Below are 23,989 nucleotides of genomic sequence, written 5' to 3' on the forward strand. Positions count from 1 at the left end.
AGCGGGCGACCAGGACATCCAAAACCGTTCGGGATGCCCGCAGTGACCAGGTATGGGTCCAAGACTCACTACTGCTCACTGATTAGGAACGGTTGCCTCCCCTCCCTCAAGGGCACTCGGCCAGTGAGCGCGGAGGTACTGAGATGAGTACCGGAGAGAAGGCCAAAGCAAAGGCCGAACAGGTTGTAGGAATGACCGTGCGAACGCTGGCTCACGCGGTACACAAAGATGATCTCGCAGCAAAGGGTGCCGCCCTCGAAGCGCGGGGCAAGGCGCGGGGCGCGAAAGAGGGGGCCAAGGGCTCCTTGAAGCACTGACAATGTCACCACCACCGAGGGTGGTCCAGCGGCGGTGACTAGTACGCCAGCTGTAGATCGTGATCTTGCTGGTTGGGCCGGGTGCGGAGACGGGTGCGGCCACCGTTGATCATCGTGACGGCACGAACCGCGTCGCTGTGGTGACGGCCCCACCGGCATGGGGTCCGTTCGGCGATTTCGTCCACGATGGCCTGTGCGGCGATCTCGTCCAGAGAGTCCGGGTGTTCGAGGCGTTCTTGCGCCAGAGTTGCGGCGGCGCCCCACGCGAGGTCGTCGCGGGTCATGGCGGTGCCGCGGGCCAGCGTCCACAGGTCGGCGGGCCCCAGGTCGTCCACCGTGTGCTGGATACATTGGGCGGCCGCGTCCGACGGGGGCGGGACGTCGGCGTTCAGGAGGCCGGCGCGCACCTCGGTGGCCGCGCTCACGTCGCCCGGTTGCAGCGCGCCCAGCGGCAGTGAGGCCGCTGCGTGGAGTACGTGCCCGTAGAGGCGCCGTACCGGATGAGAACCGGAGGGCGGTGAAGGGCGCCCCGACAGGGAGCACAAGGCGTCCAGCAGGTCCACCGGTACAACCCTCAGGTTGACGCACGCCCTCGACAGGCGATCATCCATCGTGCCCCCTTTCCTCTCTAGGAATGGACGCCGGTCTGGCGCGGTCCCGGGGGACCGCGCCAGACCAGCCTTGCACTGCAGCCGAGTCAGTCGTCCAGGACTGCCAGGGCGTCGATCTCCACGAGCAGTCCCGGCGGGAGTTGCATGTAGACGGTGGTGCGGGCGGGGAAGGGTTCACCGACGGCTGCCGCGTACGCCTCGTTCAGCTCGGGCAGGTGGGCGGGGTCGGTGAGGTAGACGCGGAGCATCACGACGTCCTCCAGGCCGGCGCCGGCCGCCTTGAGTACGGCGGTGACGTTGCGCAGAGTCTGCGCGGTCTGCTCGGCGACCGTGGTGCCGACGACCGCGCCGGTCTCCGGGTCGAACGGGAGCTGCCCGGAGACCTGCAGGATCGGGCCCTTGCGGATGCCCTGGGACAGCGGGGCTGGAAGGGTGGGTGCGTTCTCGGTGGTGATGACGGTTGTTGCCATGGTGTGTCCTTGACGGAAGGGTGCACAGAGCAATCGGTGCGAGGGATCAGGCCCAGGCCTGTCGTTCCTGGCTGCGGGGGTCGTCGACCTGGGTCCACTCGGCGTCGATGTGCATCGTGGCCCGGCGTGTGGTGTCGTACTGGTCCCAGCCGGGGTTGCCGGTCCTGGCGAAGCGGATCCAGGCTTCGTGCATGCGGGCTGCGAGGTCCGCGGGGGGCTTGTCGGGGCCGAGCAGGCCGCCCTCACCCGTCAGATGCGGGAGTTCCGCGATGTCGAAGACGAAGGGGAGCTCCATCGCGTGGGTGGCTCCGAGGTCTCCGCCCAGGGCCTGGGAGCGCCAGGCGAACTCGTAGCTGTACGTGGCGGACTGGGGGTGGGCGGCATGTGCGCCGGCCAGGGCCCAGCTGCCCGCGCCGAACAGCGCGTCACCCATGATGGCCGACCGCAGTTCACCGAAGGACGCCTCGGGGCGGGTGTTGCGGTACGTCTCCACGAGCTGCGCGGGCTTCGGGTGCGAGCGCGCCGCGGTGTCGTCGACGTCCCCGGCGGTCGAGGTGGCGTACTTGTCCACCGGGACCAGGTAGAGGTTTCCCTCCTCGGTGTTGGTGCCGACGAGCAGGTCGACATCGGCGCTCAGGCCGGCGGCGACGGATACGGCGGGCTGCGTGTCGAGCACCAGGCTGAAGGGGCTGAGGCCGATCAGCGGGTCGTGGTGCGTGGCGGTCTGCAGGTCGATGCCCGCGAGCCGGGAGGCGGCCTCGACCAGGCGCTCGTCGGAGATGTCCGCGAAGGCGTCGACGTGCGGCTCGATGCCCAGTTCCTCGGCCGCGGCCTTGGTGACACGGGCGGCCTGCTCTGAGGTGAACGCACCCAGACCGCTGCCGCTCTGCACGATCGCCCTGCTAAACAGGCCCGCGGCTTCGGGGGTGGCGAGGACGCCGCCGACGATGGTCGCCCCGGCCGACTGGCCGAAGAGGGTGACGTTGTCCGGGTCACCGCCGAAGGCGGCGATGTTCTCCTGCACCCAGCGCAGTGCGGCGACGACATCGAGCAGGCCGCGGTTGGCGGGCGCCCCGGGGATGTCGAGGAACCCGGAGATGCCGAGCCGGTAGTTGAGCGTGACCAGGACGACGCCGTCGCGGGCGAAGGCGGAACCGTCGTACAGCGCGGACCGCGTCGACCCGGCGACGAACCCGCCGCCGTGGACGAACACCATCACGGGCAGGTCGCCGTCACCGGCTGCGGGCTGGAAGACGTTGATGGTGAGGTAGTCCTCGCCGCGGCTCCAGCCGGTGCCGAAGTAGGGGGCCATGTCGATGCTGCCGAGCTTGCGCTCGGACTGCGGGGCGTTGGGTCCGGGGAGGGTGGCGTCCCGTACGCCGTCCCAGGGCTCGTGCGGCTGGGGCGGGGCGAACCGGCCGGCGCCGACCGGCGGGGCGGCGTATGGGATGTTCAGAAACGCGCGGATGTCGTCCTGCCGCAAACCGCGGACGGCTCCCTGCGCGGTGGTCACGACGGGGTCGGGGTGGTGGCTCATCTCTGGTGCCTTTCCGCGGGCTTCAGCGCTGCTCGGTGTACGGGGTGAAGGGCGCCCAGCCCTTAATGGCGAAGGTGCTTCCCTCGCGTACGACTTCGGTGGCGCCGTGGCCGCCCAGGTGCGCGGGGATCACGAGCGCGTTGTTGTCGGCCGCCCAGCCCAGCACCTTGCGGCGGGTGGCGCGGGCTTCGGCGGGGCTCTCGCAGAAGCAGCTGTTGGCGTCCGGTTCGAGGATCTGCACAGGGCTGTGCAGCATGTCGCCGACGAACACCGCGCGGTCCGTGCCGGAGGTGAGCGTCAGCACGGAGGAGCCGGGCGTGTGCCCGGGAGCCAGGTCCAGGCGCAGGTTCGCGTCGATCTGGTGGCTGTTCTCCCACAGCTGCGTCTGGCCGGCCTGGACGATCGGGGTCACGCTGTCCTCGAAAACATTCTGGTTGCCGCGGCCGAACACCGACTTGTGGCCGTTCTCGGGATTCCAGAAGTCGAAGTCGTCCTTCGGCATCAGGTAGGTGGCGTTGGGGAAGGTGGGCACCCACTGCCGGTCGTGCAGGTAGGTGTTCCAGCCGACGTGGTCGATGTGGAGATGCGTGTTGATCACGATGTCCACGTCCTCGGGCTGAACGCCGGCCCGGGCGAGGTTGGCCAGGAAGTCCGATTCGTGGTGGCCCCAGACCGGGGCGTAGGGACGCTCCTTGTGGTTGCCCACACCGGTGTCGACCAGGATCGTCTTGCCCTCGCTGTGCAGCAGCCAGGTCTGGATCGCCGAATACACGATGTTCGTTTCGGGCTCCAGGAAGTCCGGAGCCAGCCATTCCTTACCGGCTTCCCACACTTCCTTCGAGCTTTCCGGGAAGAAGGCGTCGGGCGTGATTTCGACAGAACCGAAATATTCCTTTACCCGGGTGATGGAGACATTGCCGAGCGTGATCTGTTCCATGGGATTTCCTTGGAGTTCGGAGGATTTACCCAACCGTAGGAGCGGCCCCAGCGGGCACGGTATCCGTCACGTGACTGCACCCAGGAGTACAGCTCGGAGCACGGGGGTGTTTCCTCTTGTAGGCCAGGCGAAAGGTGAGGCGACTCCCCGTTCCGAGTTCCATTCCTGGATACCTCGTGGACGAGCACATGGCGACCTCGCCGCGTTCACGAGACGGCAGCAGCATCCGTATCGGCCTGCTTGCCGGCCGTATCGTGTGCGGTGGCCGTCCCGGTCTTTCCCGTCGGCGGCTTCGATGACCTGTCGATCAGGAGGCTGGTCACCCTGTGATGCGTTCTGCCGGGGTGTCAGAAGCCTGGGCGCGTTCGCACCGGCCCGCGAGAGCGACGCAGCGCACCGCTGCAGCCGGGGCCGGGCCGTGCGGCGACGGGATGTCAACGCTCTCGGACGGGACCATGGTGGTGCGCCCGGGGTCCGGGGTGAGCGGGTCCAAGGCTCGCACGAGCGCGGTCAAGGTCGCGTCGAGGCGATTGATGTGCAGCAGCAGGCGATACTCCGGCGACGGCCGGCTGCGGCTCACACGCCGCTCTTCCGAGAGCAGAGACAGTGCCATGACGACTCTGGGGCGTGCCGTGTGCGAGGAGATTCCCGGTCGATGGCCGGTGACGCGGATCAGGTGGGCCACGGTCTCGTGAGCACGGTCGGCCGCGGCGGTGAGGCGGGGGGCGCACTCCGAGACACGGGCCGCCGGGAGATGCTCGGCCGTGGCGGTCAGGCTCCGTGCGTGGTACGCGCCAGCCTCAAGAAGTTCAAGCAGGTGACGGGCGTGGTGGCGTCGGCCGCGCTGCGGATTGAGTGGATGGGTGAGAGGCAGGCAGGCCTTGCGGAAGGATTCCAGTGCCTGGTCGAGGTCGAGTGCCGCGCGGCCCCAGCTCGTCGGGGTTTCCGTGTCCGTGCTTGCTGACGCGATGGCCCGAAGGAGGCGGTCGAGGACGCGCAGGTAACCGACCAGTTCCTCGTCACTGGCCCGGCGGACCGTGGTGGGAAGTACGAGGACGGCGGCAACGACGCCGCAGGACACTCCCAGTGCGGTCTCCTGGACACGCAAGAGCAGCACTTGCGTGGAAAAGGTGTCCAGCAGCGCAAGCAGCATGCTGAGCGTGCCGGTGATGAAGAACGTCACGGCCCAGTAAGCATGTGCCGGGGTGTAGAACATCCCGAACATGCACAGTAGGAGCAGGATCAGGAGGACGGGGCCGTCTCCGCCGACCAGGGCGGCAAGGCCGTAGCCGAACACCACGCCGAGGACGGTGCCGGCCAGCCGCCGGAGGCTCTGCAGCAGCACCTCGCCGGTGCTCTCGGTCCTGATGAAGACGACCCATGCGGCCACGACGGCCCAATACCACAGGTGCGGGGACAGGAGATGACCGCCCGCGACGGCGAGGGCCGAGGCAGTTGTCACCTGAAACGCCTGACGCGTGGCTCCGCGCTTCAGGCTCTCGGCGTCTGTGTCCCATTCCCCGCGCGGCACCGCCCCCAAGGTTGGTGGGGCGGGCTTGTGAGGAGGTGTCCCGAACCCTGCCGGACGGCCGCGTGGGCCGAGAACCCGCAGGGCCGCGGCGAGTTCGTCGACCGCTGGGAAGCAGTCCTGCACATGTGCGGAGCCGGTCGGCCGGTTGTCCGGGCCGCCGTCGTACCTCTCCTCGCACTGCTCGGATGCATAGGCCGTTCCCACGGTGAGCTGGTGCCGGAGAGCTCGGATCCGCTGCGCGAGCCGCTGTCGTGCCGTCCGTTCCGCCAGGTCGTTGCGGGCCACCGGTGTGCCAACTGCGCGGACCGTGAGTACGGCCAGGCGCTGCGCGGCCACCTCCACACGAGCGATGTGCCGCAGCGGGGCCTCGGTGCCCTCGTCGACGGCGCGCTCGTCGAGAAAGTCCTCGATCAGCAGCACAGATGCGTGCAGTCTGTCGAGGCGGTCCTGCAACGAGCGGCTCCGGGTGTCGACGTCCCGCCCGGTGGCGACCATCGCGGCCGTGTCCCGGAGGACGTCGTGCAGACGCACGTCGAATGCGTGCCGTAGCCGCCTCAGAGCTCTGGCCGCCGTGACGGGGCCGGCGCAGTACCACCCGGTCGTGACGGCCCCGAAAGCCACAAGCACCGACGCGCCGAGTTGCGGAAGCTGGTCTGCTCGGGCCTGGGTGAACTGAGACAGCAGGAAGGCCGTGAAACCGAAGATCCCCAGGCCCAGCCCTCGTGGGCCGAACCGGCGCGCCTGAACGGCGAGGTAGATCACCACCAAAAAGATCAGCTTGGCTGCCGTCGGGTACGGCGTCAGCACGGCTCCAACGGCCAGGGACGCGAGAGAGAGCGGAGCGCCGAGTCCGAGGGTGATGAGCTGGTTGCGCGGATGCAGGTCGCTGATCGCCAGTGACGTCGTCATCGCGGTGAAACCGCCGACCACCAGCGCCGTTTCGGGCGCTCGCAGCGCTGTCAGCACGGCAAGGGTCGTGGCGGTTCCGAGAACGGCGCGTATCGCGGAGGTCAGACGTATAAGCCCGAGGTCGAAGGCGGCGAAGCGGTCCCACAGCGATACCGTTGTGCTTGCCACCATGGTGCTCTCCGTAGGCCTTTCGCGGGTGCACGGCCGTGAGGGTGTCCCGAGGTTCTGCCGGCCACCGCCCACGTCGCCAGTCTCGGTGTGCGGGGGTTGCGTCCGGTATGCGTCAGGTGACTGCTCTCGGAGGTTCTGGCCTGCACCCGTCGACGATGGCTTACGGCTCCAGGGGGCTAGGCAGCGCACGGGCTTGGGACGGACAACCGCCAGGTGCCCAGAGGGTCACGCGACACTCGGCGCATCTCGACGCAACCGTCGTCGGGCCGCAGGTTTCCGCGCCCTGCGCGTTCGCTCGGCTCGTTCGCCCGTTCAAGAGCCACCTTGTGGGCCTGCTCCGGATCGGCCATACCGTCGACTACGTAGAAGTGGCGTACAAGCCGACCACATGGCGTACGGAACCCGAGTCCGACCAGCCACGAGCGTCCAGTGACCATGGCAGCGCCTTCCGGTCCCGATGTACGGCTTACGCGATCCCCGTCTTCGATGGCACGACGCCACCGGCGACGCATGGCCGTACCTGCCCGCCGCGCCGGAAAGGCGTGGCCGTGCCCGCTGCACGATTCTGCGGCTGGACGAACAGCCGGGGTATGCGTCACGTGACTGCATCGGTGCCGTTCGTCCACAGCGGCGGAGCGCATACGCCTGCCTGTTCCTCCCGCCATGCCGATGCCGTGACGGTGCGAAGATGAACGAGCGGTCTGGGAGAACTCCATGGATGCCGTGGCCGGAATAACCTGGACGACGGCTGCGCTCTGAGTGCTCTTGAGCGGGTTCGACACCACTCCCGCACGCGCTGCCGCAGTTCACCCACGTTAGGGTCTGGGGGGATCTCGATTCCTTGGAGCATCCGTGGAAAACGATGGAAAGGCTCGTGGGGACCAGCGCTCGACGCGGAATTCTGGTCTGGCGCTGGTGGGCCGAGAAACCGAGACCGCAGAAATCATCCGACGTGTCGGCGCCGATCGCTCCCACAGCAACGTGTTGATCGTCACGGGTGACCCCGGGGCCGGAAAGAGCACGCTGCTCGACCTCGCGGCCGATCGCGCACGGAGTGCGGGCGGCCGAGTGCTGCGGGCGGTGGGCAGCGAATCCGAGGCTCACCTCGGATTCGCCGGTCTTCATCAGATGCTGCGCCCCGTACTCGGTAAGACGGAGGGGCTGCCGTCGCGGCAGCGCTGTGCGCTACGGGCCGTGCTGGGGCTCGAAGAGTGCGCGGAAACTCCCGACGCGATGGTCGTCGGCCTGGCGGTTCTGACCTTGTTGTCGGACCTGGCGGAAACCGCCCCGCTGCTGGTGGTGGTCGACGACGCGCAGTGGATCGATCGCGGATCGCTGGACGCTCTCTCCTTCGTGGCGCGGCGCATGGACAGCGAGCCCGTCACGCTGCTGGTCGGAGTCCGCACCGCGGCCGCGCTGCCGGGTTTCGACAAGGGGTACGAGCGCCTCGAGCTCGGCCCGCTGGACGGTGAGGCGGCGAACCGGTTGCTTGACCGGCAGCCCACGACACCCACCGGCCGGACCCGGGCGCGGATTCTCGCAGAGGCGGCCGGCAACCCGCTGGCCTTGGTGGAACTCGCCCACGCCACCGCGATCCGGCAGCCCGAGGGCAGCAGTGTGGAGGGCCCGCTGCCGGTCACCGACCGTCTGGAGCGGATCTTCGCAGGGCACGCGGCGGACCTGCCGGAACCGACCCGGCGCATCCTTGTGCTGCTCGCGGCCGCGGACGCGGCGGACGCACAGGCGGCGGCCGTGGGACTACCCGACGCGGACGACAAGGCGTGGGTGGCCGCGGATCGGGCCGGTCTCGTACGCCAGGACGGATCCGGGATCGTTTTCCGTCACCCGCTCGTCCGCTCCGCCATCTACCATGCCGCGTCGTTCGAGGAACGCCGCCAAGCACACCTCGCTCTCGCGGACCTGCTGGGTGACGAGCCCGACCGCCGCGCCTGGCATCTCGCCGCCGCGACCGTGCGCCCCGACCAGGACGTGTCGGCCGCCTTGCAGCAGACGGCCGACCGGGCCCGGCGCCGGGGTGGCTTTGCGGCCGCCGCTGCGGCCCAGGAGCGCGCCGCGGAGCTCAGCCCGCACCGCGAGGACCGGGCGCGTCTGCTGGCCGAAGCCGCTGCCACCGCTGTCTTCACCGGTCAGCTCGGCTGGGTGGAACACCTGGCCGCCGCAGTCCGCGAGTGCACCGCCGACCAGGCGCTGCTGGGCAAAGCCGCGCTGGCCACCGGACAGCTCATGTCCCTGGGCCCCCATCACACAGCCGCCTTCGCCCTGCTCATACGTGTCGCCGACGACGCGGCGGACGCCCGGTCGCCCCTCGTACTCGACGCGCTGGCCGCGGCGGCGGTGGTCCGTTACTACTCGGGCGAGGAGTCCCAGCAGCGACAGATCCAGAACCTGCTCTCCCGCATGCCCGACGATGCCGCCGGAGCGGCGCTGCACGCCTGGGTGCTGGCCGTATCCGACCCCAGCGGCGCAGGAACGTCCCTCGCACCGGCGCTGCCCGGGCTCATCGCCGAGGCCAAGGGCGACGCCAGGCGCCTGACCGCGCTGGCCATCGTCGCTTGGCTGCTCGACCGCACCACCCTCGCCGCCAAGACCTTCGACGAGGCGTTCGACCAGTGGCAGGCCTATGGACCGCTCCCGGACGGACTGGGATGCGCAGCCGGCTGGACCCGCCTGGAACAGGGCCGATGGGCCGAGGCCCGCTCGGTGGCGGCCGAGATCTCGGCGGTGGCGTCCGCGGCCGGACTCGACCACGCCGAGGCGTGTGCCCAGGCACTCGACGCCACAGTGCTCGCCCTGCTCGGCGAGCCGGCCGACGCGCGACGGAGAGCCGAGCAGGCGCTGACCCTCGTCGACCCGCTGGAAAGCCGCTCTGTCGCGGTCTTCGCGCGTCGGGCCCTGGGCCTGGCAGCGGTGGCCGAGGGCGACTACGACACCGCGTACGCGCAGTTCCGATCTGCTTTCACCGACGACGGCGATCCGGTCCACTACCACGTCTCCTACACCGTCCTGGCCGAACTCGCGGCGGCGGCCGTACGCCGAGGACAGCAAAAGCACGCCGCACAAGTGCTGGAGCGGTCGGCGCGGCGCCTTGGTACAGGCATGTCGGCACGAGTGAGCGCACTGATCGACCGGGGCCGCGCCCTGCTGGCGGATCCCGAGCACGCGGAGCCGTTCTTCCAGGCGGCGCTCGCGGAGCCCGCGGGTGAGCAGTGGCCGTTCGAACGGGCGCAGACCCGGCTCGACTACGGGGAGTGGCTGCGGCGGCAGCGCCGTATCGCCCAGGCCCGGCCGCTGTTGAGCGCCGCACTGGAAACCTTCCGGCGCCTCGACGCGCGGCCGTGGGTCGAGAGGGCACAGGCGGAACTGCGCGCCGCCGGCATCGAGGCGACCGACGTCGTGCCCAGTGCCTTCGCCGAACTCAGCCCCCAGCAGCAGCAGATCGTCCAGCTGGCAGCCCGAGGTCTGACGAACCGCGAGATCGGGGAAAAACTGTTCCTCTCACCGCGTACGGTCGGCTCCCACCTCTACCGGGTGTTCCCCAAACTGGGCATCACCGCCCGCTCACAACTCCGCGACGTCGTCGAAGGCACCCTGTCGGCTACCGGCGTCCAGGGCTGAGCGCCGAGTCTGCCCCAGATGCGTGCTGACGAGCGTGCCACCTGCCGGGCGGCGCCCGTCGCGCTGCAGTCGGCTGACAGATACCCGCGGCTCGACTCCGCATGACAGATTCATGGAGCGCGACGACAAGCGATCACATGAGCTCGTCGAACCGCACAAGGGATTCACCCGGGCGTACCCCTGCGCCCGTGCCCCTGGGAGCGTGAGAGCCGTCCGAGCCCTGGCCTGCCATTCACCCTCCCTCACCTGCAGCCACGACCGTGCCGGGAACTCCGGCCTCACCAGCACCGACGAGACGGCAGCGAGCACCGGATCGACGTGCTCGATGCGGTCCTCGACGTCAAGGGCGCTGCTCCGCACGAGGTTCCGCGTCCTGCGTCGGCTGCGGACCCGCTCCCGGCGTTGCGCCCGGAGTCCACCTCACACCACCGGACACCGGGCCAACACGGCCGGTTCCAGCCCCTGTTGCGCTCCTGCCTCCTTCCGGCAGGCAGGACGACTGCGCCGACCGGTCCGTCCATCGCAGAACGTAACAGACCACTGGTCCTGCACAGCTTCGCTGTCCAAGCGTTCTTCGGCGAGGCACTCGGCGAGGGCGGCTAAGGCTGGTTTCGACGCTGTCGGTCATGTAGCGACGGAGCGCGTCCAGATCAGCGCGGGTGGTGCCCAGCACCGGATCGAGGCGGAGCAGTCGCCAGGACTGCTGGACGACGGTTCCGCGCCCCTGCGCAGTGAAGGTCCACTCCCCGTGCACGATGCCGTTCTCCGCGCCGCCGACGACGAAGCCGAAAGCCGTCCCGGGGTCGACTCGCACGATCTGGGAGCGGCTGGGCCACACCTTGTCGTCCCTGCGGTTACGGCCGCTGAACCAGGCGCCGGCCCAGGGGCCGGCATCCGGGTCGAAGGCGACGTCGTCGGCGTCGGGGCTCCAGCGGCTGATCGCGGCCACCTCGCTGACCAGTTCGTAGACACGGGCGGGCGCGGCGTCGACCCAAGCACGCATCGAGAAGGCGAAGCCGGCCGCGTCGGCACTGCACGCCCTCCTGGGTGAACTGTCCGCGAAGAGCGTCGAGTTCGCCTCGATGTGGCCGACCACCGGGTCAAGCCATGCACCGTCGCCGCCTACGAGATGCGCCATCCGCTGCTCGGGCCGCTGACCGTCGTCCAGCAGACCATGAGCAGCGGGCGCAGTCCCCTCGTCGTGGTCGCCACCACACAGGCCGGCTCGCCGTCCCTGGCCGCACTGGCTCTGCTCGCCCAGGCCACCAGCGAGAGCACCGCGGCGGATCGGAGCCTCCGCCGACGCGGCGCGGACACCGTCCCTCACCGACAGGAACTGATCCCCCAAACGTCACCGGCCGCTGCCGCGACGAGCCACCACGGTCTCCCCACCCGGGTACGGCCATAACCGGCCGTGTCTCCGAAGCGGCCGCGGGGCGCGCCCCGCGGAAAGAACCCACTATCCCGGGCCATATGCCGGCGCGTTGCTGCCGCATGCCCGGAATCAGCCCGAATCGATAAGGATCCATGTTCAAGAAGTTGTCCATGTCCGCTGCGGCGGTGGGCGCCCTGGCCGCCGCCGCAGCGACAGTGCTCAGCCCCGCTTCGGCCTCGGCCGTCTCCCCGCCCCTGAGCGATGCGCGGATCGCCGCGCACTTCGACCTGGCGCAGGGCCAGACACCGCAGAACGTAGCCCTGGCAGCGGACGGCCGCGCACACGTCACCTTCGCCAAGGCCCGCAGGTCACCGCAGTCTCCCCCGAGGGCCCTGTCCGGACCCTGGCCCCCCCGCCCGAGCCCACCGACGGCGGTGTCCACACCCCCGGCCTGGGCTTCCCGCTGACCGTCGGCATCACCCGAGCCCACGACGGAACCCTGTACTTCCTGTACGCCACCGGCGCCACCGACCTCACCGGCGTGTGGCGGATGCGCCCGGCGGCCGACCGGAACGGATCGCCGCGCTGCCGGCGGACGGCCTGCCCAACGGACTGACACTGGACACGCGCACCCACACCCTCTACGTCGCCGACTCCGTACCTGGCGCCATCTGGAAAGCGCCCACCGGCGGCACCCCGGCCGCGCCAACGGGCTGAAGGTCCACAACGGCGCGGTCTGGGCCACCAACCTCGACCGGGACACCGTCCTGCGCATCCCCATCCTCCCGGACGGCCGCGCCGGCCAGGCACAGACCCGGGCCAGTGGTATGCCGGGAATCGACGACATCACCTTCCCCGGCCGCGGCGACCAACTCCTGGCCGCCCTGGACGGATCGAACGAGGTCGCGCTCGTCCAGGGCAACGGCAGCCACTGCACCGGCTCACCTCGGCCGACGGTCTGCAGAACACCACGTCCATCCTCCTGCGCGGCGACACCGTCTACATGCTGGGCGCCGCCTGGAACACCGCCAAGGACCCCAACCTGGTTCTCTCCCGCCTGGCCGGGTAGCGCAGCGCTACCAGCAGGGACCCATGCGAAGCACGCCCCGGGCGGACAGAGCGGATGTGGGTGGAGGCGTTCACCGGGCTACGGATCGAGCAGCTCGGGCGGCCGGCTGCTGAAGGCGGTACGGGAAGGCGCGGTGACGGGTGTGGGGTGGGGGCGGCCGTGGCGGCTTCCGCCGGCCGAGCCCGTGCTGCTGGTGGCGGCCTACTACCGCACGAACCTCACCATGCGGCAGCGCGCGCCGCTGTTCGGCATCTCGCCGGCCACTGCCTGCCCGGTGATCCAGCGCTTCGTCCACCGCTCGCGTTCGAGCCCGTCCGCGCCCCGCAGGATACGGTCGAGCGGTTATGGATCGTGGACGGCGCTTCCTCGCCTTCGTCGGCATCGCCGCAGCACTCATCTGTTACCGCCGACTCGCCGGGGGCGGACCGAGACCAGCGCCACTCCGGCAGGACGCCGGCCCGTCGACGAAGCAGGGCCAAGCTGCCTGGCCCGCCGGGTCAGAGGGATGCCAGCCAGGCCGCCGTGTCATTGGGGTGGCCGAAGCGGAGGGTGTCCAGAGGGGCGAAACGGGGATCACAGACGCGGCGCTCGACTTCGCGGCGGCGGGCTCCGTGCTGGGACCACGCCCACCAGGCCGGGTGTTCCCGGCTCAGCCAGTCCGTCCACGTTTCCCTGTTGCCGCCGAAGAGGACCTCGCGTGTGACGGTGCGCCGGATGGACCGGCGCAGCACGCGGGGCATGATGACGCGTTTGGGATAGTCCAGCCAGATCACGGTGTCGGCCCGGTCCCACAGCAGGTCACGAACTTCCGGATAGCCAAGAGAGTCGATGATCCACTCGGGCTCGGTAGTGAGCCTTGATACGTCTTCGGTCAACCGGTTGTTGATGGCCCAGTCGGGGCCGTTGAAGTACAGCGCGTCCATCTCGTGGTAGGGCAGACCCAGACGACTGCTCAAGGTTTGGGCGAGCGTGGATTTGCCCGCACCGGTGACACCCACCACCAAGATCCGTTCCACGGGTGCACCTTATCCCGGCGCCCAGGGAGGGACGCTCCTGCGCTCCTCGCCTGCCACCGAATCACCAAATGCCTAGGCGGTGCAGGCCTCGAGATGGCCCGTTCACCCTGGTGTCCGAAGAGGACGAGGAGTTCGACGGTCCGGTCGTCATCGGGGCCGAGCCAGTGCGGCACATGGGTGTCGAGTACAGCCATGTCCCCCGATCTGGTCGCCCAAGCCCTGGGCCTGGATGCCCCCGAAACGGTGGCCGACGGCGTCACCGAGCTGTGCGCCACCCTCACCGGCATGATCACCGAGCTGAAGCCGCGGGACCGGGCCGTGTGGCTGATGACCCTGGACGGGCTGTCGAGGAGCGAGGCAGCCGACCGGCTTGGTATCAAGATCGGTGACGTCCGCAACGCCCCTTTCCTCTTCCGCGCCAGGATCGGCAGACTGCGCAAGGACGGCGCGCCGCATGTGCCCCCCGAGGCCGACAGGGAGTGGGCGCGCGGTAATGAGGCCCGACTCCTTCGGAAGATCGCGAAGGGGGTCAGCCAGTGAGCGCGCCCGCTCAGCAGCAGCCCCGCTTCAGCGGGGTCCGTCGGGCGGCCGTGGGCGTGGTCAGCGGCAGCGCGGTCGCCGGCGCTCTGACGATGGCCAACGCCCCGATCAAGAGGGTACAGGCGGGGTCGCCGGACAAGTACGGCAGGAGCGGTGCGGTCAGCAGCAGCGCGCACAGTAGAGCCCGCCGCCACACAGGGCGTACGGCGGCCGGGTCCGCCACCTCCCGGATGCGCAGGGCGGCCAGTCCGCTGCCCACCAGCGCGACGGCCAACTCCCCGGAGCGTAGAAAGCTGTCGGCCGCCCCCATCAGGGCGTCACCTCCGGCGCCTCCCAAGGCTTTCAGGCACTCCCCGGGTGCGGTCTCCTTTGCTCCGCACGCCTGCAGATCGCGTCCGCGGGCGGCCACGATCCACTGGTAGGGGATCGCCTCGGTGCCGCGGGGCAGCGTTCCACGGCCCGCCAGGTAGGCCGTGGTCCTGGCCGCGGCTGTGTCGATGCCGGTGGACATGCCAGAGCGGGCACGTGATCCAGCGGCCTTCGGCGCTGCGGCGAAGCGGAGGGGCGGCCTCGGCCTTCGTCAGCAGGTAGCCCAGGTCGCCGTCGGTGGACACGGTTTGGTGCTCGACATGGGCGAGCGCGGCGCGCATCGCCGCAGGTGGGTGCCAGGTGCGGCAGACAGCGACCAGGTGCACGCCGGTGCGCTCGCGCAGGGTGAGCAGCGTGGACCAGCCCGTGGCCTCCAGGAGGTGGGCGCACAGCACCGTGAGCCGGGCGGTGGGCAGGGCGAGGATCCAGGCGCCGATGATGTTCAAGACGGGCGGGCCTTCTTTGCCCCAGTCCCCCGGCAGTTCGGTCGGCTTGCCGAGGTCGGCGCGGATGTCGAGGGCAAGCGTGAGCACCGCGCCATCCTGGAGGCCGCCCGCGCGGCGGACGAGGACCGCCTGGCGACCGAGCACATGTACACCGGCTGCCGGCAGACCCTGCCCGCGGACAGCGGCCTGGAACTGGTACCGGGGTCGAGACGGAGCAATCGCGCGGAAAGCTGACAAGGGGCCGCCGGCAATGCGGCGACCCCTTGCCAGGTTCCGGGGTCCAGGTCAGACCGTTTCGGGGGTCCTGGTCTCCTCGGAGAAGTCGATCTCCGGTGGCGGGGTCCGGAACAGCCGGGTGAGGTAGGCAAGGTAGAGCACGCCCACGGCAAGCCAGATCAGGCCCAGGGTGATGGCCTTGCCGTCGAGGCGGGTCAGCAGCCAGATGTCGACCGCCGCGCCGACCACGGGGAAGGCGACGTGGGTGAGGGGGTTGAGTCTGCGTCCCGCGCGGCGCTCGCGCACGAAGGTGGCGATCACGCTGAGGTTCACCGAGGTGAAGGCGGTGAACGCGCCGAAGTTGATGAACGAGGTGGAGGTCGCCACGTTGAGTCGCAGCGCGATGAGCCCGATTACCCCCGTCAGCACGATGTTGACGGCGGGGGTGCGGAACCGGGGGTGGACGAACCCGAAGAAGCGGCGGGGCAGCACACCGTCCCGGCCCATCGCGAACAGCAGGCGGGAGGCGCTGGCCTGGGCGGCAATGCCCGAGGCGAACTGAGCGACCACCAGACCAGCCAGGAAGATCGAGGAGAACAGGCTCCCGGCAATCGTCCTGGCGATCTCGAAGGCGGCCGAGTTCGGGTCGGCGAAGGTGCTCCCGGGGTGGACGAGCTGGGTCGTGTACGCGAGGAGGACGAAGATGCCGCCGCCGATCAGGGCGATGAGGATGATCGCGCGGGGGATGGTGCGCCGCGGCTCGACGGTCTCCTCGGTGAGGGTGGTGACGGCGTCGAAGCCGAGGAAGGAGTACGCGGCGATGGCCGCTCCGGCCGAGATGCCGACCAGGGTGCTGTGGTCGTTGAGGAACGGCGTGGTGCTGAACAGCCCTCCGGCGCCCGAGTGGCGGAAGACGTGGAGCAGCGAGAAGAGCGCGAAGAAGCCGATGACGAGCACCTGGAAGATCATGAGCAGGTCGTTGGTCTTCTCCGCGGTGCGGATGCCGCGCACGTTCAGCGCGGTGGTGATCGCGATGAAGCCGACGATCCAGACCCAGAAGGGCACGCCGGGGAACTGGGCGTGCAGATAGGCGCCGCCGATCAGCCAGATGACCATGGGCAGGAAGAAGTAGTCGAGGAGCGTCGCCCATCCGACGAGGAAGCCCGCCCTGGAGTCGATGGCCCGCCGCACGTAGGTGTAGGCCGAGCCCGCCACCGGATGGGCCGCGGCCATCTTGCCGTAGCTGTACGCGGTGAAGATCATCGCGACCATGGCCAGCAGGTAGGCGGTCGGGACGGTGCCGTTGGTCGTCTGCGCGATGACCCCGTACGTGCCGAGCACGATCAGGGGGGTCATGTAGGCGAGACCGAAGACGACGACTGATCTGAGGGTCAGGGTCCGGTTCAGCGTCGGGGTGGGCTGTTCCATGGCGGGGCTCCAGGGGGCGCGTAGGGGCCGGGCGGGCTTCCGGGGGTGTGTCGGCGGGCGCGGGGGACGGGGGCGGAGGCGGACATGCCGGGCGGTCAGCCGCCGGCGCGGCGGTCCGGATTCCAGCGGCGAGGGTCGATCCGCCCCTGGTACAGCGGCAGTTCGATCGGGGCGTCACCGTCCTGGAACTGGTCCCACACGCGGTTGAGGCCCGCCGTGCCGTGGGTCCGGACCCGGGTGACGTCGTCGAGGTCGAGCACATCGGTGAGGACGGTGGGCAGGGCGTCGGGGGCCTCGACCCGTACCCGGCCCTCCGGGTCCACCACGAGGCTGCGGCCGGTGCCGACCGGGCCCGCGGTGTTGACGCTGATCACGTAGACCTGGTTCACCATGGCGTTCGCCCGGGCCAGGACCAGTTCCTGGGCACGGTCGGCGGTCGTCGTCATGACGGGATTGACGATCACTTCCGCGCCCATCCAGGCCAGATGCCGGGCGACCTCGGGGAACCACGCGTCGTAGCAGATCGCGAAGCCGATCCGGCCCGCTTCGGCCAGGTCGGCCACGACAAAGCGGTCGCCGGGGTCGTACGGCTCGTAGGGGCGCCAGGGGAAGACCTTGCGGTACGAGGCCACGAGCCGGCCCTCGGGCGAGAAGGCCAAAGCGGTGTTGAACAGCTCGCTCCCCGCACCGCGCTCGCACACGCTGCCGGGCAGCAGCCAGATGCCCAGGTCACCCGCGAGCTCGGCGAGCATCTTGGTCCGGGGGCCGTCCAACGGCTCCGCGGACTCCCGCAACTGGGCCTCCCGCTCCTCCCGGGAGCCCTCCACGCCGCACAGGTGCAGCTCGGGATGAACCACCAGACGGGTCCCGGGGAACCTCGCGATGAGGTCTTGGACCTCATCGGTGAAGCCGGCCAGCGGCAGGCGGGAGGAGCGCGGAAGGGCCTGCGCGAGGGCGATGGGCAGGGGCCGGGACACGGGAGTCACCACTTTCGGACAGTAGGTGGCCTGATGGCGAAAAAAAATAGAGCACGATGAGCACTTAAACAAGAGTGTTCAAGATGAGCACTTTTGAGTACGGTGTCGCCATGCCCGGCTCCCCCGTGAACTCCCGCCCGGCGCGCGCGGAGCAGGCCACGCACGGCCTGAACGCGCTGCCGCTCACCGCCATCCGGCGGCTGTCCGCCCTGGACGCCGTACGGGCCCGTATCGCGCTCGCCGTCGATCTCGGCCTGCTGGCGCCCGGTGAGCGGCTGCCCGGCAGCGACCGGATCGCCGAGGCCCTGGGCGTTTCCGAGATCACGGTCCGCCGGGCCCTGGTGGCCCTGTGCAAGGAAGGCGTGCTGGAGCGCAGACGCGGCCGCACCGGAGGGACGCTGGTGGCCGAGCGGCCCGCGCACTCGACGGTCGGGGCCATCGAAACGTACCGGGCGGCATCGGCCGACGTGCACCAGCTGATCGACCACCGGCTCGTCCTGGAGTGCGGGGTCGCCCATCTGGCCGCGGTCCGCGGCCTCGACACGGAGTCCGCGCAGGAACTGGACCGGCTGATCGAGGAGATGGACCGGGCCCCGAGCTGGGCGGAGTTCCACGGCTGCGACGAGCGGTTCCACATGGCGGTGGCCGCCGCGACCGGACTCGACTCCGTCGCCGAGCCCTACGGCGCCGTGCTCCGGGAGCTGTACCGCTACTACCTGCCCTACCCGCTGGACTTCCTACGCCACTCCAATGACGAACACCGCGCCCTGGTGAAGGCAATTCTGCGCGGGGACACGGCGGAGGCGGCCGAGGTGGCGCGTCGGCATGTCGAGGAACTCCACAAGAGCATGTTCATGGACCTCCTCGACCGACGCTGACTGGCACCGGCGGTCCATGCCTGCGCCCGCGCGCACCCTGCGCGGGCCGGCGCGGCGCACCCGCGGCCGGTCCGCACACTCGTACCCGGCCGCCGCGGCGTTCGCCCACGTCCCCGAAGGGACGGGGCGCAGGCTCCGGCCGTCGGCGCCCCGGCGGCGATCACACTCAAGAACACGACCGCGGAGCCGATCACGGACGCACGCGGTGAAGGAGGATGCCATGTCCACCGCGCGTAAGAAGCGGGCCTGGGCGGCCGGGGAGGCTGACCGGCTGACGGCGCAGGGGGTGAGCGGGGTCGTCCTCACCATGGTGGACACCGCGGGTATCACCCGCGTCAAGACCGTGCCGGTCTCGGCGCTGCCCGACGCCGTGCGGTGGGGTGTCGCCATGCCGCCGGTCTTCGACCTGATCCTAGCCGACGACTCCGTCACCACCGGCGGGTACACCGGCGCCCCCGAGGGCGACCTGCGGCTCCTGCCCGACCTCGACCGGCTGACCCCGCTGGCCGCGCAGCCCGGCTGGGCCTGGGCGCCGGCCGACCGCCACGACCAGCGGGGCACTCCGTACCCCGGCTGCCAACGGCTGTTCGCCCGGCGGATGACCGAGCGGGCCGCCGAACGCGGACTCGCCCTGCGGATGGGCTTCGAGACAGAGTGGGTGGTCGGCCGAGACTCGGACCCGTCCTCGTCCCCGTCGCCGTCCCGCCCGGCCGCGGGCCCCGCGTACGGCATGGCACGCTTCGTAGAACTGTCCGACTACCTGCGCGACGTGCTGGACGCCCTCGTCGCGCAGGGAGTCGCCGTGCAGCAGCTGCACCCGGAGTACGCGCCCGGCCAGTTCGAGGTGTCCGTAGCACCCGCGGACCCGGTGGGGGCGGCCGATCTGGCGGTGCTCGTGCGGGAGACGGTCAGGGCGGTCTCCGCGCGGCACGGGCTGACGGCTTCGTTCGCCCCGGTCGTCGAGGCCGGAGCGGTCGGTAACGGCCGCCACCTGCACCTCAGTCTCTGGCAGGACGGCCAGAACCTGTGCCAGGACGGGGACGGCCCGAACGGCATGACAGCGGTCTGCGAGGCGTTCCTCGCGGGCGTCCTCCGGGAGCTGCCCGCGCTGCTCGCCCTCGGCGCGCCCTCGGCCGCCAGCTATCTGAGGCTCGAACCCTCGCGCTGGGCCGGCGCGTTCCAGTGCTGGGGCCCGGAGAACCGGGAGGCCGCGATCCGCTTCGTCGCGGGAGCACCGGACGCCGGCTGGGCGGCGAACGCCGAGATCAAGAGTTTCGACGCGGCGGCCAACCCCTACCTGGCGGTGGGCGCGGTCATCGCTGCCGGCCTCGCCGGAATCGACGCCGCCGCGACCCTCCCGCCGCCCGTGGTGGGTGACCCCGCCGAGGTGGGAGGGCACAAGCGGCTGCCCACCTCGCTCACCGAGGCGCTGGCGCACTTCGAACGGTCGGCGGTGCTGCGCGAGGCGCTCGGAGAGCCGCTGTTCGGCGCGGTCGTCGCCGTACGGCGTGCGGAGGCCGCCCGGTTCGAAGGGGCGACGCCGCAGAGCATCGTGGCGGCCACCCGCCTGCGGTACTGACGGCCGCCGAGGGGCCGGCCCTGTTCGCTCTCGATGTCACCGAGGGCTTCGCGGGTGAGGAAGATGAGAAGCCGCAGCGCGAACATGTGCCGCGTGTCGTGGTAGACCCAGCAGCGGCGGGGCAGCACCGGAGCCTCCTCGTGCGCACTCCACTGCTTCATCCGGTCCCACGCCCGCCAGCGGATACGGTCCCAGCCCGAACCTGTAAGCATCCGGCCGCCCTGGCCAATGAACAGCGCCAGCGGGTCCAGGCCGCCGCCCGTCTCCAGCACAGCGATCCGCCGCAGGCCCGGCTTCACGTCCTTGATCACCCGGGTGACCGTGACGCTGCGTATGCCGATACATCATCCGCCCAGTTCACAGCCTTGATCACCAGTCTCCGGCCGTGCCCGCTGATCGCGTCAGAGTCTTGGCCAGTGCCGGGCATCGACGGCTGGCCTGGTATGGGGAGGCCAGCCACCTCTCCCCCACGAAGCCCACCAACCTCGCGGAACTGGCCATCGCCAGTGTGCAGGCACCTCCACCGCAGGGGCGGCGCAGCCGACGCACAGGATCCACGTCGCCCCAGCCCCACGCCGCAACGCGAAAACCGCACCCCCTCGGCAGGGGACGGGGGTTCGCAAACGAGCGCCGGGCCGGCCACGGCGACGATCAGGGGGTGTCCCCGCGCCAGTCAAACCGGCGCCGGTCCACCGGCCTCGGGGCGTACAGGGCTGCGGCCACCCGGCCCGTACCGGCCCATCTCCGTATGCAGGGCGACGACTTCGGCTCGAGCGTGGTCGGGCCAGTCCGTGACGTCCAGAAGCAGACCATCCAGCGGGCCCGCCACCAACTCCACGTAGGTACACCCCTGCCGCGGTCCGGCATCATCGTGGTCGGCCCCGTAGACACGGCCGCGCAGGAACTCCAGCTCATCCATGACGGACAGCGTCGCAGCCGCCACCGACAGCCTGCGTGCCCCACTCGCAAGACGGCCGCTGAACCAGCGCTGACGGCGACCACATCGTCGCTGCACACCTCGGCCACCGTCGTCTGCTGCAGGCCCAAGCCCTCAGCCAGAGCCCGCACCACCACATCGCGGTCACTCACTCGGTCTCACTGGAGCACTCACACACAAGATCGTCACGCCCCGCAACGGCACTCGCGGCCGCACAACCCGGCCCCGGCCAAAGAGAATCATTACATCCCGAAGGGTCACAGGACTGACCTCCTCGCCCCGGGGGCGAGGCCCCCGTTGGCAGCCGTCTCTACCTTCGCCCGCATGGGCATCCCCGCGCATCGCGACGGCTTTATCCATTCCTGAAAGCGGCGGGGAAAGGTTGAGACATCGGAACGCGTCAGGGCCGCACCCGAACCTCGGGTGCGGCCCCCATGTCCAGGATCATCCGGGCAATGCGGCCAGTTCTCCGAGGGATGCGGGCGACGATCCCCCCGCGCCAGCCGCGCCGCCCCGCCAATCGAGTCTGCGACCTGGGCGGATGTTTTATCGGCACCCGCAGTCCCGTTCGGGCCGTTCTGGGCGCACACCTTGATTCCCACGGAGTTGTTGGCCTTCACGTTCGGGATGTCAAAGTAGACCTCGCCACCGCTGCCGTTGCGCTGGGCGCCGATCAGCTTGCCGCTGATCCAGACCCACGCCTTGACGCTGACGCCGTCCCCGCACGTGTCGAAGACACCGACGTAGTCGTCGCCGAACACGTCGCCGTAGTCGACGAACTGGGCACCTCGTATTCCGCGCAACTCGGCGACTGGCCGGTGTAGACGACGAAACTGTCATTCGTCGCGGCTGCCGCGGGCAGAGCGCTCGCCACAGGCAGCAGGGCACTCTCGAAGAGGACGCCGGCAGCCATGCCGACTCGCTTCAGACAATGCATCAGCATGACCGGGTTCCTTCCATGTGGTGCCGGACGTCTACGTGCCCGGCATCGGTGCCGCCATCGTGCGATCCGGCCGTGCAGCGGTGCCAGCGGCTGCGCGCAGGTGATGCCGTGACGGGACGTCCCGGCTGCTGACCTGCGAGGACGCACCACGCTCGGACCCAGGGCCGGAACGGCCGACAGGTCGGGCCGTGCCCTCGTGTCTGCTTACGCAAGGACGCACAGGCCGCCCGGAGCCCGAAAAAGCCTCCTGCGTGCGCCGATCAAACTGTTGGGGGCCGCCTCGGGGTGGGTCTTCGCCGGCGAGGCAGCAGGCCATCGCCTACCTGTCTTCACTCTGGCGGTGGCGCGCAGTCTGTGCGGCTGGAATGACGGCCTTCTGACTCACTGGATCTCTCAGAGGGCGTTTGAAGTAGGCAGATTGCCCTTGATGCCCTAGTGTCTCGTGATCCTGATTGCGTTACACGACTATCCAGTAACGTGCTGCCGCTAACTCGCAGCTTCCAGGATCCGTTGCAACTCTTAGATGTCCTCTGATGTTGTGCCAATGCCGTATGCTCGCGCCAGCACTTCGGCGATGCGTGCTCCTAGTGCGTTTTCGGCTGCCAGGGAGCGGGCGTAACTGGCTGGGGCGAGGGAATCGTTGAACTCTAGTGCCGCACGGAAGTGCTCTTCTCGCGCTCAGCCTGATTCCGTCAAGCTTAGGTACCTGTGGGGTCGGATGAAGGCGTCGAGGAAGGCGCCGGGGCGGGCGATCAACGTACACGGATTATCGCTGCCCACTTCGACCGACAACGCCGGGCTACGGTACCAGTCAACCAACAATTGCACTTCGTGCATTCCGGGAGTGACAATATATTCCACCTCGGAGCCGGTGCCGATCTTACCGATGACGACCCCATCAATCTTCACCTTGAAAGCGCGAGCTCTGAATGACCAGCGTAGCTCGCGAAGGATCACGATAGTACCGGACATTGGGGGTTACTGCCTCCTCTGCAGATTAGGCAAACATGAGACATCCGTATTCTGCGCCGGTTCGAGGTGAGTTCGCGTCATCGACACGCACCCGCTATTATCTCGTGATCCCGTCAGCGTTACGTGATCTTGAGTGTCTCGTTGTGCCTGGCATGGAGCTTTCCGTGGAACAGGCCGCCGAGTTACGGGAGTTGGCGAGTAGCCCGGATGTGCCTGCGGACTTGGCCACGCGGGCCCGGATCGTGCTGTGGTCGGGCGAGGGGCGGCGACGCAAGGACATTGCCGAGTTGCTCGGGGTGTCGCTGCCGACCGTAGACCGCTGGAAGACCCGTTATTCCCAGCGCGGGCTGGCCGGGCTGGAAGGCGATCGTCCCGGTGGGGCCCGGGAACAGGTACCGGCGCGGGTTCGGGCACGGGTGATTGCTCTGACGCGTATGACGCCGCCGGCCTGCACCGGGCTTTCGCACTGGTCGACACGCGAGCTGGCGAATTACCTGAAGCGGACCGAGAACATCACCGTGTCCTGGCACTACATCGCGCGGCTCTGGCGCGAGGAAGAGCTCAAGCCGCACCGTAACGGCACCTTCAAGATTTCCAAGGACCCCGCGTTCGCGGAGAAAGTCGCCGACGTGGTCGGCCTCTACCTCGCCCCACCCGGTGGCGCGGTCGTGCTCTCGATCGACGAGAAGACACAGATCCAGGCGCTGGACCGAACCCAGCCGGTCCTGCCGGTCGCCTTCGCGGCCACCGAGAAACGCACCCACGACTACGTGCGGCACGGCACCACGAACCTGTTCGCCGCCCTCAACGTCGGCACCGGCGAAGTCATCGGCGAGTGCAAGCCGAGCCGGAAGGGAAAGAACTTCCTGGCCTTTCTGAAGAAGGCAGTGAAGCCGCATACGGGGAAGGAGATCCACGTAGTCCTGGACAACCTCGCCACCCACACCACACCGGACGTGAAGGCATGGCTGTCCAAGAACTCCCACGTCCACTTCCACTTCACCCCCGTCGGGTCTTCCTGGATCAATCAGATCGTGCGACACGAAAGCCGCTTGAGAAGAGCGGACTCACCGAAGGAGGATCGACTGATGTCGAAGGTGTAGCTCCCGAGCCAGTGCACAGGGC

The 23,989-nt window shown here is 69.5% G+C and carries 22 protein-coding genes and 3 pseudogenes; 11 read left to right on the forward strand and 14 right to left on the reverse strand.

Annotated elements, in window-relative coordinates; translation table 11 throughout:
* Positions 1 to 143: 143 nt before the first annotated feature.
* Positions 144 to 317 carry a hypothetical protein gene (locus AB0M27_RS39085; protein ID WP_365729454.1) on the forward strand — a complete coding sequence of 58 codons (174 nt, stop codon included), beginning with the start codon at positions 144 to 146 and terminating at the stop codon, positions 315 to 317.
* A gap of 38 nt (positions 318 to 355) precedes the next feature.
* On the opposite strand, the gene AB0M27_RS39090 is transcribed toward AB0M27_RS39085, so the two are convergent.
* The 5 genes from AB0M27_RS39090 to AB0M27_RS39110 form a co-directional block, all read right to left on the reverse strand.
* Positions 356 to 928 (reverse strand): hypothetical protein, encoded by a 573-nt coding sequence (locus AB0M27_RS39090; RefSeq protein ID WP_365729456.1) that lies wholly within the window; start codon positions 926 to 928, stop codon positions 356 to 358.
* An 86-nt stretch (positions 929 to 1,014) separates the two neighbouring features.
* A complete protein-coding gene (locus tag AB0M27_RS39095) occupies positions 1,015 to 1,398 on the reverse strand; it encodes a Rid family hydrolase (RefSeq protein WP_365729457.1) in 384 nt (127 codons plus the stop codon).
* 46 nt (positions 1,399 to 1,444) lie between these two features.
* Positions 1,445 to 2,935, reverse strand: coding sequence for a carboxylesterase family protein (locus AB0M27_RS39100; RefSeq protein WP_365729459.1), 1,491 nt, complete (start codon positions 2,933 to 2,935; stop codon positions 1,445 to 1,447).
* Between the two features lie 22 nt (positions 2,936 to 2,957).
* A complete protein-coding gene (locus tag AB0M27_RS39105; RefSeq protein ID WP_365729461.1) occupies positions 2,958 to 3,872 on the reverse strand; it encodes an MBL fold metallo-hydrolase in 915 nt (304 codons plus the stop codon).
* 319 nt (positions 3,873 to 4,191) lie between these two features.
* Positions 4,192 to 6,483 (reverse strand): FUSC family protein, encoded by a 2,292-nt coding sequence (locus tag AB0M27_RS39110; RefSeq protein ID WP_365729463.1) that lies wholly within the window; start codon positions 6,481 to 6,483, stop codon positions 4,192 to 4,194.
* An 852-nt stretch (positions 6,484 to 7,335) separates the two neighbouring features.
* Between AB0M27_RS39110 and AB0M27_RS39115 the strand changes: the two genes are divergently transcribed.
* Positions 7,336 to 10,119, forward strand: a complete 2,784-nt coding sequence (locus AB0M27_RS39115; RefSeq protein ID WP_365729465.1) for an AAA family ATPase — start codon at positions 7,336 to 7,338, stop codon at positions 10,117 to 10,119.
* Between the two features lie 340 nt (positions 10,120 to 10,459).
* Here AB0M27_RS39115 and AB0M27_RS39120 read toward each other — a convergent pair whose 3' ends face one another.
* On the reverse strand, positions 10,460 to 11,215 hold the full coding sequence (locus AB0M27_RS39120; RefSeq protein ID WP_365729467.1) for an SRPBCC family protein: 756 nt from the start codon (positions 11,213 to 11,215) through the stop codon (positions 10,460 to 10,462).
* On the opposite strand from AB0M27_RS39120, the gene AB0M27_RS39125 reads away from it, so the two are divergent.
* The 4 genes and pseudogenes from AB0M27_RS39125 to AB0M27_RS39140 form a co-directional block, all read left to right on the forward strand.
* On the forward strand, positions 11,204 to 11,527 hold the full coding sequence (locus tag AB0M27_RS39125; RefSeq protein ID WP_365729469.1) for a hypothetical protein: 324 nt from the start codon (positions 11,204 to 11,206) through the stop codon (positions 11,525 to 11,527). The two genes, AB0M27_RS39120 and AB0M27_RS39125, sit on opposite strands and share 12 nt — an antisense overlap.
* A 119-nt stretch (positions 11,528 to 11,646) precedes the next feature.
* Positions 11,647 to 11,961 (forward strand): hypothetical protein, encoded by a 315-nt coding sequence (locus tag AB0M27_RS39130; RefSeq protein WP_365729471.1) that lies wholly within the window; start codon positions 11,647 to 11,649, stop codon positions 11,959 to 11,961.
* A gap of 76 nt (positions 11,962 to 12,037) precedes the next feature.
* Positions 12,038 to 12,211 carry a hypothetical protein gene (locus AB0M27_RS39135; protein WP_365729472.1) on the forward strand — a complete coding sequence of 58 codons (174 nt, stop codon included), beginning with the start codon at positions 12,038 to 12,040 and terminating at the stop codon, positions 12,209 to 12,211.
* 406 nt (positions 12,212 to 12,617) lie between these two features.
* Positions 12,618 to 12,923 (forward strand): annotated as a pseudogene (locus AB0M27_RS39140) (transposase family protein); the annotation flags it as partial.
* Between the two features lie 137 nt (positions 12,924 to 13,060).
* Here AB0M27_RS39140 and AB0M27_RS39145 read toward each other — a convergent pair.
* Entirely contained in the window at positions 13,061 to 13,579 is a 519-nt protein-coding gene (locus AB0M27_RS39145; RefSeq protein ID WP_365729474.1) for an adenylate kinase, read from the reverse strand.
* A 95-nt stretch (positions 13,580 to 13,674) separates the two neighbouring features.
* Positions 13,675 to 13,785 (reverse strand): annotated as a pseudogene (locus AB0M27_RS39150) (XRE family transcriptional regulator); the annotation flags it as partial.
* Between AB0M27_RS39150 and AB0M27_RS39155 the strand changes: the two are divergent.
* Positions 13,772 to 14,119, forward strand: a complete 348-nt coding sequence (locus AB0M27_RS39155; RefSeq protein WP_365729490.1) for a sigma-70 region 4 domain-containing protein — start codon at positions 13,772 to 13,774, stop codon at positions 14,117 to 14,119. The pseudogene AB0M27_RS39150 and the gene AB0M27_RS39155 sit on opposite strands and share 14 nt — an antisense overlap.
* 10 nt (positions 14,120 to 14,129) lie before the next feature.
* Here the strand turns inward: AB0M27_RS39155 and AB0M27_RS39160 are convergent, their stop codons facing one another.
* On the reverse strand, positions 14,130 to 14,630 hold the full coding sequence (locus AB0M27_RS39160) for a hypothetical protein (protein ID WP_365729475.1): 501 nt from the start codon (positions 14,628 to 14,630) through the stop codon (positions 14,130 to 14,132).
* A 106-nt stretch (positions 14,631 to 14,736) separates the two neighbouring features.
* On the opposite strand from AB0M27_RS39160, the gene AB0M27_RS39165 reads away from it, so the two are divergent.
* Complete coding sequence (locus AB0M27_RS39165; RefSeq protein WP_365729476.1) at positions 14,737 to 15,168, forward strand: hypothetical protein; 432 nt, start codon at positions 14,737 to 14,739, stop codon at positions 15,166 to 15,168.
* A gap of 51 nt (positions 15,169 to 15,219) precedes the next feature.
* Here the strand turns inward: AB0M27_RS39165 and AB0M27_RS39170 are convergent, their stop codons facing one another.
* On the reverse strand, positions 15,220 to 16,578 hold the full coding sequence (locus tag AB0M27_RS39170; RefSeq protein WP_365729478.1) for an APC family permease: 1,359 nt from the start codon (positions 16,576 to 16,578) through the stop codon (positions 15,220 to 15,222).
* Positions 16,579 to 16,673: 95 nt separating this feature from the next.
* Entirely contained in the window at positions 16,674 to 17,567 is an 894-nt protein-coding gene (locus AB0M27_RS39175) for a carbon-nitrogen hydrolase family protein (protein WP_365729480.1), read from the reverse strand.
* A gap of 71 nt (positions 17,568 to 17,638) precedes the next feature.
* On the opposite strand from AB0M27_RS39175, the gene AB0M27_RS39180 reads away from it, so the two are divergent.
* Both AB0M27_RS39180 and AB0M27_RS39185 read left to right on the forward strand, forming a co-directional pair.
* Positions 17,639 to 18,433, forward strand: coding sequence for an FCD domain-containing protein (locus AB0M27_RS39180; RefSeq protein WP_365729482.1), 795 nt, complete (start codon positions 17,639 to 17,641; stop codon positions 18,431 to 18,433).
* 220 nt (positions 18,434 to 18,653) lie between these two features.
* Positions 18,654 to 20,012: a glutamine synthetase gene (locus AB0M27_RS39185; protein WP_365729483.1), complete on the forward strand. Its 1,359-nt coding sequence runs from the start codon at positions 18,654 to 18,656 to the stop codon at positions 20,010 to 20,012.
* A 651-nt stretch (positions 20,013 to 20,663) separates the two neighbouring features.
* On the opposite strand, the pseudogene AB0M27_RS39190 reads toward AB0M27_RS39185, so the two are convergent.
* From AB0M27_RS39190 to AB0M27_RS39200, 3 genes and pseudogenes are all read right to left on the reverse strand, one after another.
* Positions 20,664 to 20,931, reverse strand: a pseudogene (locus AB0M27_RS39190) (hypothetical protein).
* A 275-nt stretch (positions 20,932 to 21,206) separates the two neighbouring features.
* Positions 21,207 to 21,710, reverse strand: a complete 504-nt coding sequence (locus AB0M27_RS39195) for a hypothetical protein (RefSeq protein WP_365729485.1) — start codon at positions 21,708 to 21,710, stop codon at positions 21,207 to 21,209.
* An 860-nt stretch (positions 21,711 to 22,570) separates the two neighbouring features.
* On the reverse strand, positions 22,571 to 22,864 hold the full coding sequence (locus tag AB0M27_RS39200) for a hypothetical protein (RefSeq protein ID WP_365729487.1): 294 nt from the start codon (positions 22,862 to 22,864) through the stop codon (positions 22,571 to 22,573).
* A 164-nt stretch (positions 22,865 to 23,028) separates the two neighbouring features.
* Between AB0M27_RS39200 and AB0M27_RS39205 the strand changes: the two genes are divergently transcribed.
* A complete protein-coding gene (locus tag AB0M27_RS39205) occupies positions 23,029 to 23,967 on the forward strand; it encodes an IS630 family transposase (RefSeq protein WP_365729488.1) in 939 nt (312 codons plus the stop codon).
* Positions 23,968 to 23,989: the final 22 nt, after the last annotated feature.

Origin of the sequence: Streptomyces sp. NPDC052107 (assembly GCF_040680215.1) — a bacterium.
Classification (GTDB): domain Bacteria; phylum Actinomycetota; class Actinomycetes; order Streptomycetales; family Streptomycetaceae; genus Streptomyces.

Bases quoted from the DNA above. Each gene is read 5' to 3' on its own strand.
- AB0M27_RS39085 (WP_365729454.1), top strand. From the start codon at position 144: ATGAGTACCGGAGAGAAGGCCAAAGCAAAGGCCGAACAGGTTGTAGGA.
- AB0M27_RS39090 (WP_365729456.1), bottom strand. From the start codon at position 928: ATGGATGATCGCCTGTCGAGGGCGTGCGTCAACCTGAGGGTTGTACCG.
- AB0M27_RS39095 (WP_365729457.1), bottom strand. From the start codon at position 1,398: ATGGCAACAACCGTCATCACCACCGAGAACGCACCCACCCTTCCAGCC.
- AB0M27_RS39100 (WP_365729459.1), bottom strand. From the start codon at position 2,935: ATGAGCCACCACCCCGACCCCGTCGTGACCACCGCGCAGGGAGCCGTC.
- AB0M27_RS39105 (WP_365729461.1), bottom strand. From the start codon at position 3,872: ATGGAACAGATCACGCTCGGCAATGTCTCCATCACCCGGGTAAAGGAA.
- AB0M27_RS39110 (WP_365729463.1), bottom strand. From the start codon at position 6,483: ATGGTGGCAAGCACAACGGTATCGCTGTGGGACCGCTTCGCCGCCTTC.
- AB0M27_RS39130 (WP_365729471.1), top strand. From the start codon at position 11,647: ATGTTCAAGAAGTTGTCCATGTCCGCTGCGGCGGTGGGCGCCCTGGCC.
- AB0M27_RS39155 (WP_365729490.1), top strand. From the start codon at position 13,772: ATGTCCCCCGATCTGGTCGCCCAAGCCCTGGGCCTGGATGCCCCCGAA.
- AB0M27_RS39160 (WP_365729475.1), bottom strand. From the start codon at position 14,630: ATGTCCACCGGCATCGACACAGCCGCGGCCAGGACCACGGCCTACCTG.
- AB0M27_RS39170 (WP_365729478.1), bottom strand. From the start codon at position 16,578: ATGGAACAGCCCACCCCGACGCTGAACCGGACCCTGACCCTCAGATCA.
- AB0M27_RS39180 (WP_365729482.1), top strand. From the start codon at position 17,639: ATGAGCACTTTTGAGTACGGTGTCGCCATGCCCGGCTCCCCCGTGAAC.
- AB0M27_RS39185 (WP_365729483.1), top strand. From the start codon at position 18,654: ATGTCCACCGCGCGTAAGAAGCGGGCCTGGGCGGCCGGGGAGGCTGAC.
- AB0M27_RS39200 (WP_365729487.1), bottom strand. From the start codon at position 22,864: ATGTCCGGTACTATCGTGATCCTTCGCGAGCTACGCTGGTCATTCAGA.